This window comes from Polaribacter sp. (assembly GCF_965656025.1).
GTDB lineage: Bacteria > Bacteroidota > Bacteroidia > Flavobacteriales > Flavobacteriaceae > Polaribacter.
The window spans coordinates 51,367-59,466 of the sequence record NZ_CBFHJT010000005.1 but is presented as its reverse complement, the minus strand read 5'-3'; the positions used below and the strand labels follow the sequence as shown (position 1 = coordinate 59,466).

At 30.0% G+C, this 8,100-nt stretch carries 5 protein-coding genes; 1 reads left to right on the top strand and 4 read right to left on the bottom strand.

Annotated features, from left to right (window positions below; all coding sequences use genetic code 11):
* Positions 1-449, bottom strand: a 449-nt coding sequence (locus tag ACTG3S_RS01820; RefSeq protein WP_439127671.1) for an ion transporter, incomplete at its 3' end; no start/stop codon positions are given.
* A gap of 191 nt (positions 450-640) precedes the next feature.
* Between ACTG3S_RS01820 and ACTG3S_RS01815 the strand changes: the two genes are divergently transcribed.
* On the top strand, positions 641-775 hold the full coding sequence (locus ACTG3S_RS01815) for a hypothetical protein (protein WP_439127670.1): 135 nt from the start codon (positions 641-643) through the stop codon (positions 773-775).
* 517 nt (positions 776-1,292) lie between these two features.
* Here ACTG3S_RS01815 and ACTG3S_RS01810 read toward each other — a convergent pair.
* The 3 genes from ACTG3S_RS01810 to purL form a co-directional block, all read right to left on the bottom strand.
* Complete coding sequence (locus ACTG3S_RS01810; protein WP_439127669.1) at positions 1,293-3,068, bottom strand: AMP-dependent synthetase/ligase; 1,776 nt, start codon at positions 3,066-3,068, stop codon at positions 1,293-1,295.
* A 373-nt stretch (positions 3,069-3,441) separates the two neighbouring features.
* On the bottom strand, positions 3,442-4,242 hold the full coding sequence (locus ACTG3S_RS01805) for a pentapeptide repeat-containing protein (protein WP_439127668.1): 801 nt from the start codon (positions 4,240-4,242) through the stop codon (positions 3,442-3,444).
* Positions 4,243-4,398: 156 nt separating this feature from the next.
* Positions 4,399-8,076, bottom strand: coding sequence for a phosphoribosylformylglycinamidine synthase (purL, locus tag ACTG3S_RS01800; protein WP_439127667.1), 3,678 nt, complete (start codon positions 8,074-8,076; stop codon positions 4,399-4,401).
* Between the last annotated feature and the right edge of the window lie 24 nt (positions 8,077-8,100).

Below are 8,100 nucleotides of genomic sequence, written 5' to 3'. Positions count from 1 at the left end.
CTAGCTCTTAAAGCAACCATTAGTCTATTAGACGCGCCAATGTAACGCCCTAACTTTAAAATTCTAAAAACACGCAATAGTCTAAGTGCTCTTAAAGCAACCAAACTATGTGTGCCCACTAGAATAAAAGATAAGTATTTTGGTATGGTTGATAAGAAATCGATAACACCATAAAAACTAAAAATGTACTTAAATGGTTTTTTTATAGAAATAATACGTAAAATATATTCTATAGAAAATAAAATAGTAATAACCCATTCACTAATATTTAAAAAATCATGATACTTTGCATCAAAACTTTTTACACTTTCTAATATTACCAATAATATACTGGCAATAATGGCTATTAATAAAATAACATCAAATAATTTACCTTCTTTGGTATCTGCTTCATAAATAATTTCATGAAGTTTACTTTTCCAAGATGTATTATTGTCTTTTTTTTTCAAAATATAGATATTATTTCTATTACAATACTACAAATATTAAATCAAATTAAAAATATTATCAGCTAATTTTCTTAGTATTTATAAGGGTTTGTAAAAAAAATAAAAAAAAAAGCAACTTTTTTAAAACCATACTCTTCATCTTCTCGTAAGTATGGTGAATTTCAATTAAAAATTAATATAAAATTCGAACAATGAAAAACATTAAAATTTTATCAGAAATATTAACTATAACACTTATTAATTTAATGGCAATATCAACAATTCATATTGATACAAAAAATAAAGACTTTTTAACAAGTTTTCCTTATTTGGCTTCACCTTGGTAAAGTCGAGATTACTGGTTCATGTTTGGGGGAATGTGAATCAGTTAAAATAAAAGCTTAAAAGTATTAAATACCCCTAATATTTAACTTTAAAGCTTTATTATAAAATCCCCTAATTAAATAAATTAAAGAAGCACCCCTAATGTTTTCTTTTAATTAACCCCTAGTTAAATGAATTAAAAAACACCCCTAATGTTTTTTTAATTTACCCCTAAAAATTATCTGGCGTACATTATAAAAAGTACGCCAGCTTTTTTTTACGATTAAAATATTACCAACACAAAAAAGCAAAGCACTTGAAATTACAAAATAAGAATTATTAGAAAGACCAATTAAATATTAATTTGATTTTTATGCCTAGGTTTATTATAAAAATTAGAGCTAGGAAAAGTACTTACAATCAATTTTAAAAATATAAACCCGTTTATTTGGTTAATGTAGTTGGATGAAGTGCTCGTTATATTTTATAACGGGCATTTTTAGTTTAAAAAAAAAGCCTTACATCTGTAAGGCTATATTGTTATTCTCTATAAATCTTCTCGTATAAATCTTTATAAATATCTTTTATAATTTCTCTTTTCATTTTCATGGTAGGTGTTAAATGCCCATCATCTATAGACCAAACGTTTGGTGTGAGTTCAAAACGTTTAATTTGTTCCCATTTACCAAAATTTTTATTACACTTATCTACCTCTTTTTGAATTCTTTTTATAACAATTTCAGAATTTGCAATTTCTTGGTCAGAAGAACCAATTTTTAGTTCTTTATGATTTATCCAACCTCTAATAAATTCAAAGTTGGGTTGTATAATTGCTGCTGGCATTTTTTCTCCTTCGCCCACAACCATTGCTTGTTCAATAAACAAAGATTGTTTTAAATCGCCTTCTAAAAGAGGTGGTACTACATATTTACCGCCAGAAGTTTTAAACATTTCTTTGGTTCTACCAGTAATTTTTAAGAAACCATCTTTATCAAATTCTCCTTTATCACCTGTATGAAAATATCCATTTTTTAAAACCGATACAGATTTTTCTTTGTCTTTATAATAACCCATCATTACGTTAGGGCCTTTTACTAGAATTTCGCCATTTTCTGCAATTTTTACTTCTACATCTTTAATAACTTTACCTACAGTACCCACTTTAAAACCTTGGTTTCTTTGGTCGTTAACGGTAACTACTGGAGATGTTTCTGTTAATCCATAACCTTCCATAATTGGCATACCAGCTGCAGTAAATACTTTTGTTAATCTTGGTTGTAGCGCAGCACTACCAGAAACCATTAATTTTAATTCGCCACCTAAAGCAGCCTGCCATTTAGAAAAAATTAATTTTTTAGCAAGACCTAATTTTTTTTCGTACCACCAACCGTTTGCGCCATTCGGTTTGTAATTCAAACCTAAATTAACAGCCCAAAAGAACAGTGCTTTTTTAATACCTGATAAAGCTTCACCTTTTAAAATAATTTTATCATAAATTTTTTCATATAAACGTGGTACAGCTGTCATTACATTTGGTTTTACTTCTTGTGCATTTTCAGACAGTTTCTCTATACTTTCTGCAAAGTATACAGAAACGCCACAATATTGATATAAATACAATATCATACGTTCGAAAATATGACAAATTGGTAAAAAGCTTAAACCAATATCTTTACCATAATCTAGAGGCACTCTTTCTTTAGAGGCCAAAACATTGGAAACTATATTGTTGTGAGACAACATAACCCCTTTTGGTTTCCCTGTTGTACCAGAAGTGTAAATTAATGTTGCTAAATCTTCTGGTTTTACAGCTTGTTTACGAGCTTCTAATTCAGTATCTAAAGATGTATTTTCTCCAGCTTTTAAAATCTCTTTCCAAGATTTTTCGCCGGCAATATCATCAAAAGTAAAAACCTCTTTTAAACTAGTGTTTTTCTTTATTTTATTGATTTTTTCTAATACTTCTTTATCAGAAACAAAACAATAGATAGATTCTGAGTGATTTAAAACATACTCATAATCTTCTTTACAAATTGTTGGATAAATAGGTACGTTTTGTGCACCTGTTTGTAATACACCAATATCGCAAATGTTCCACTCTGTTCTATTTGTAGTAGAAATAACAGCTATTTTATCATTAGGTTTTACACCTAAACTAAGTAGTCCTCTACTAATTTTATTGGATTGATCTATATATTGTTTTGTAGAAATACTTTGCCAATCACCATTGTATTTTGTAGTAAAAGCTTTATTTAAATTATAAGTTTCTAATTGGTAGTAAGGAAAATCAAATAATCTTTTAATTTCTATGGACATATGTTTTATTTTGAATAACGCAAATTAGGAAATTTACAGCTATTTAACAAATGCTTATTTAAAGAGATTTATTTTTAACAAATATTTAATTTTACATGATTTTTTTAAAGAATAAAGAAAAAAATATAGAGATATACATCTATTTATTTACTTCATATTAAAAAGGTTAGTTAATAAAACTAACCTTTTCATTTGATAAACCATCATAAAAAAATGATAATTTGGGAGAATGCTTTGTACTTTAAACGGAACTAGCTTCTTTAATAAATAAAGAAGCTAGCTATAATCTGGTTTTGGTTAGCCCCTAATCTAACCGTTTTCCATTATGGTGCAATTTACTAACAAACTTTTACATGTATATAGGTATTAATACCTATTTTTTGTCGATTAAATATTTACTGAAGCTTTTTCCGTTAATTTTTGTGTATTTAGAGTCTATTTCATATGCTACATCCATATTGGTTATTATAAAATCACCTGAAACTTGGGTGTATTTTATGTTTAAATCTTCTTCGAATTTTGTGTTTTCAAAAGATACACCATCATAAAATTTTGTGTATTTAAATGTCGCAGAATCTTTAAATAATGCATTCGAAAAACTTACATTATTACTGAATTTAGCGTATTTAAATGTTGCAGTTTCATCAAAAGCTGTGTTTGCAAAACTAATTTCATCATCAAATTTAGCGTATTTAAAGGTAGTATCATCATCAAAACTACTTCCAGAAAAGTCAGTGTTAGATTCAAAACGAGAATATTTAAACATTGCTTTTCTTTCGAAATTACAATTCTTAAAAATGGCATTATCTTCAAAGCTTGCTGTAAATGTATAACCAGAATCTTCATGTGGTATATAAGCTAAAACATCATTTTTAAATATGCAGTTTACAAAAGAAATATTTACATCTATCATTTTTTTAACTTGGTTGGTAGAGTAGTTGTTAGAGTTCCAGTTAAACCAACCACTTTTTTTCTTTCTTTTTGGCAGTTTTTCTAAAGCATCATCCATATAAGTGAAATCTAAAACGCCAACAATAGTTGCGTTTTTGTAAGATATGTTTTTACCGTCTTTTATGTCTTGCATAATATCTGAGGCTTCAATAGTTTTTTGTGCAAAAGAAAAAGTGGTTGTCAAAAATAAACTAAGGGTCAATAATGTAATTTTATGTTTCATGTTGTATAGAGTTTTGATTGTGTTTTTATATAATGACTATTCAATATTTTATTTGTGACAGTTTTTTGTAATTATTTTGTTTTATCAAATAATAATAAGCAAAAAAAAAAGACCAAATTTAATTTGATCTTTTTTTATATAACGTATACTAAAAAATTATTTATTATCTAAAATCCAATTTTTAGCATTTACAAATGCTTCTAACCAAGGTGTTACGTCGTCTTTTCTTCCAGCAGGGTAATTGGCCCAGTTCCATTGGAAAGTAGAACGCTCTATATGAGGCATCGTTACTAAGTGACGCCCTGTTTTATCTGCCATCATTGCTGTATTAAAATCTGAACCATTAGGGTTATTTGGATAACCTTCATATCCGTATTTTGCAACAATATTGTAATTTTCTTCACTTTCTGGCAAGTTAAACTTACCCTCTCCATGAGAAATCCAAACACCTAATTCTGTACCTGCTAAAGAGCTTAACATAACTGAATTATTTTCTTGTATTTTAACAGAAGTAAAAGAACTTTCGTGCTTTTTAGAGTCGTTATGTACTAATTTTCCATGAACTTTATGATCTGGATTTATTAAATCTAATTCCATCCATAATTGCGCACCATTACAAATACCAACCGATAAAGTATCTTTTCTTGCAAAGAATTTTTGAAGAGCATTATTTGCTTTTTCGTTGTATTTAAAAGCACCTGCCCAACCTTTAGCAGAGCCTAAAACATCTGAATTAGAAAAACCACCTACAGCTCCAATAAATTGGATATCTTCTAAAGTTTCACGACCAGAAATTAAATCTGTCATGTGTACATCTTTTACATCGAAACCAGCTAAATACATAGCATTTGCCATTTCACGTTCTGAGTTTGAACCTTTTTCTCTAATGATAGCAGCTTTAGGTCGTGTACTCTCAATAACAGGAAGTTTTCCTGTAAAATTTTCTGGAAACTTATATTTTAACGGTTGTTTTTTGTAATTATCAAATCTATCTTTTGCTAAATTATTTGCAGTTTGTTTTTGGTCTAATAAATAAGAAGTTTTATACCAAACATCTCTTAATTCTTCAACATTAAAAGAAAAATGATCTTCATTATTTTTTATAGTTACGTTACCAGAATTGTTAGCTGTACCAATTTTAAAAGCTGCAATACCAGCTTCTTCAAGCACACTTTCTACAGAAGCATCAGCTTGAAAAACAATTCCTGCATTTTCTGAGAATAATACTTTTACAGAATCCTCTTCATTTAATTCAGAAATATCAAAATTTGCACCCAAGTTTACATCAGCAAAACACATTTCTAATAAAGTAGTAATAAATCCACCAGAAGCAACATCATGTCCTGCAACAATTTTATCGCTCTTTATTAATTTTTGAATGGTATTAAAGGTTTTCTTTACATAAGAAGGATTGGTAACATCAGGAGCTTCATTTCCAATCGCATTTAAAGTTTGATTGAATGAGCTTCCACCTAATTTATACTCGTCTTGAGAAACATTTATGTAATAAATATTGCCACCATCTACTTGTAAAACGGGTTCTACTACTTTTGTAATTTCGTTACAATTTCCTGCAGCAGAAATAATTACAGTTCCTGGAGAAATCACATCACCTTCAGGATACTTTTGTTTCATAGAAAGCGAATCTTTTCCTGTTGGAACGTTGATACCTAAATCAATCGAAAATTCTGAAACAGCTTTCACTGCTTTGTACAAACGAGCATCTTCACCTTCGTTTTTACAGGGCCACATCCAATTTGCAGATAACGAAATACTTTTTAAATTATCTTTTAAAGGTGCCCAAATAATATTGGTTAATGCTTCTGTAATTGAATTTCTACTACCAGCTTCTGGATGAATTAAACCAGAAATAGGAGAGTGGCCAATTGTGGTTGCAATACCTTCTTTTCCTTTATAATCTAAGGCCATTACACCCACATTATTTAATGGAATTTGAAGAGAACCTACACATTGCTGTTTGGCAACTTTACCACCAACACATCTATCTACTTTGTTAGTTAACCAATCTTTACAAGCCACAGCTTCTAGCTGTAAAACCTGTTTTAAATAGATTTCTAAATTTTTGGTTTTGTAACGTGGATTTTTATAATTTCTAACAACAGTATTGTCTGTCATAATTGTTTTAGGTGAAGACCCAAACATGTCTTCTAATGCTAAATCCATTGGTTTTTTACCAGTGGTTTTAGATTCGAATGTAAATCTATCATTGCCTGTAACATCACCCACTGTATACATTGGCGAACGTTCTCGTTCTGCAATTTTTTGTAAAGTATCTATATGTTTTTCAGCAATTACCAATCCCATTCTTTCTTGAGATTCGTTACCGATAATTTCTTTAGCTGATAAAGTTGGATCTCCAACGGGTAATTTGTCTAAATCTATTTTTCCTCCAGTATCTTCTACCAATTCAGACAAACAATTTAAATGTCCACCTGCACCATGATCGTGAATAGATACGATAAAATTTTCATCACTTTCTACCATACCACGAACTGCATTGGCAGCACGTTTTTGCATTTCTGGATTCGATCTTTGAACTGCGTTTAATTCAATTCCTGAAGCAAATTCGCCAGTATCTGCAGAAGAAACTGCTGCACCACCCATACCAATTCTGTAGTTTTCTCCACCAAGAATTACAATTTTATCACCAGCATTAGGTGTCTCTTTTATTGCTTGATTCGCTTTACCATAACCAATACCACCAGCTTGCATAATTACTTTATCGAAACCTAATTTTCTAGGTTTAGCAGTACTTGAAGATGTATTTTCTTCGTGCTCAAAAGTTAATACAGAACCTGTAATTAATGGTTGTCCAAACTTGTTACCAAAATCTGATGCTCCGTTTGACGCTTTTATTAAAATATCCATCGGAGTTTGATATAACCATTTTCTGGCTTCAAACTTGTCTTCCCAAGGTCTGTTTTCTTCTAATCTAGAATAAGAAGTAAAATAAACAGCTGTACCCGCTAATGGTAAAGAGCCTTTACCACCTGCTAAACGATCTCTTATTTCTCCTCCAGAACCTGTTGCAGCTCCATTAAAAGGCTCTACAGTTGTGGGGAAGTTGTGTGTTTCTGCTTTTAAAGAAATAACAGATTCAAACTCTTTGGTTTGATAAAATTCTGGAACCTCTGGTTTTTTAGGTGCAAACTCTTCAACTTTTGGACCTTTTATAAAGGCAACATTGTCTTTGTATGCAGAAACAATATCATTTGGATTTTCTTTAGACGTTTCTTTAATCATTTTAAATAGGGAAGAGGGTTGCTCTTCTCCATCAATAACAAATGTTCCGTTAAATATTTTATGACGACAGTGTTCTGAGTTTACTTGGCTGAAACCAAATACTTCAGAATCTGTTAATTTTCGACCAATTTTAGTAGCAACATCTTCTAAATATGTAACTTCTTCATCACTTAAAGACAATCCTTCTTGCTTATTATAAGCAGCAATATCATCAATTTCTAAAATATTTTCTGGTTGTATTTTTATTGTATAGCAATCTTGATGTAAACCCTTAAATTTCTCTGAAATCATTGGGTCAAAATCTGTAAAATCTTCTGAAACAGCAGTAAACTCTTCAATTCTAATGATGTCTGAAATACCCATATTTTGGGTGATTTCTACAGCATTTGTACTCCAAGGAGTTATCATTGCAGCTCTTGGCCCAACAAAAAAAGCATCTAATGTTGATGCTTCTATTTTTGGCTGATTGCCAAATAACCAAGTTAATTTGTTGATGGTTTCTGGAGTGAATTCTTTTGTTGTTTGAACAGCAAAAACTTTGCTGTTTACGTTTCCAAAGAAATGAATCATTAGTAGTGTGTTGTTATTGTTAAT

Excerpts from the sequence above, each read along its gene's own strand:
- ACTG3S_RS01815 (WP_439127670.1), top strand. The coding sequence starts at position 641 with ATGAAAAACATTAAAATTTTATCAGAAATATTAACTATAACACTTATT.
- ACTG3S_RS01810 (WP_439127669.1), bottom strand. The coding sequence starts at position 3,068 with ATGTCCATAGAAATTAAAAGATTATTTGATTTTCCTTACTACCAATTA.
- ACTG3S_RS01805 (WP_439127668.1), bottom strand. The coding sequence starts at position 4,242 with ATGAAACATAAAATTACATTATTGACCCTTAGTTTATTTTTGACAACC.
- purL (WP_439127667.1), bottom strand. The coding sequence starts at position 8,076 with ATGATTCATTTCTTTGGAAACGTAAACAGCAAAGTTTTTGCTGTTCAA.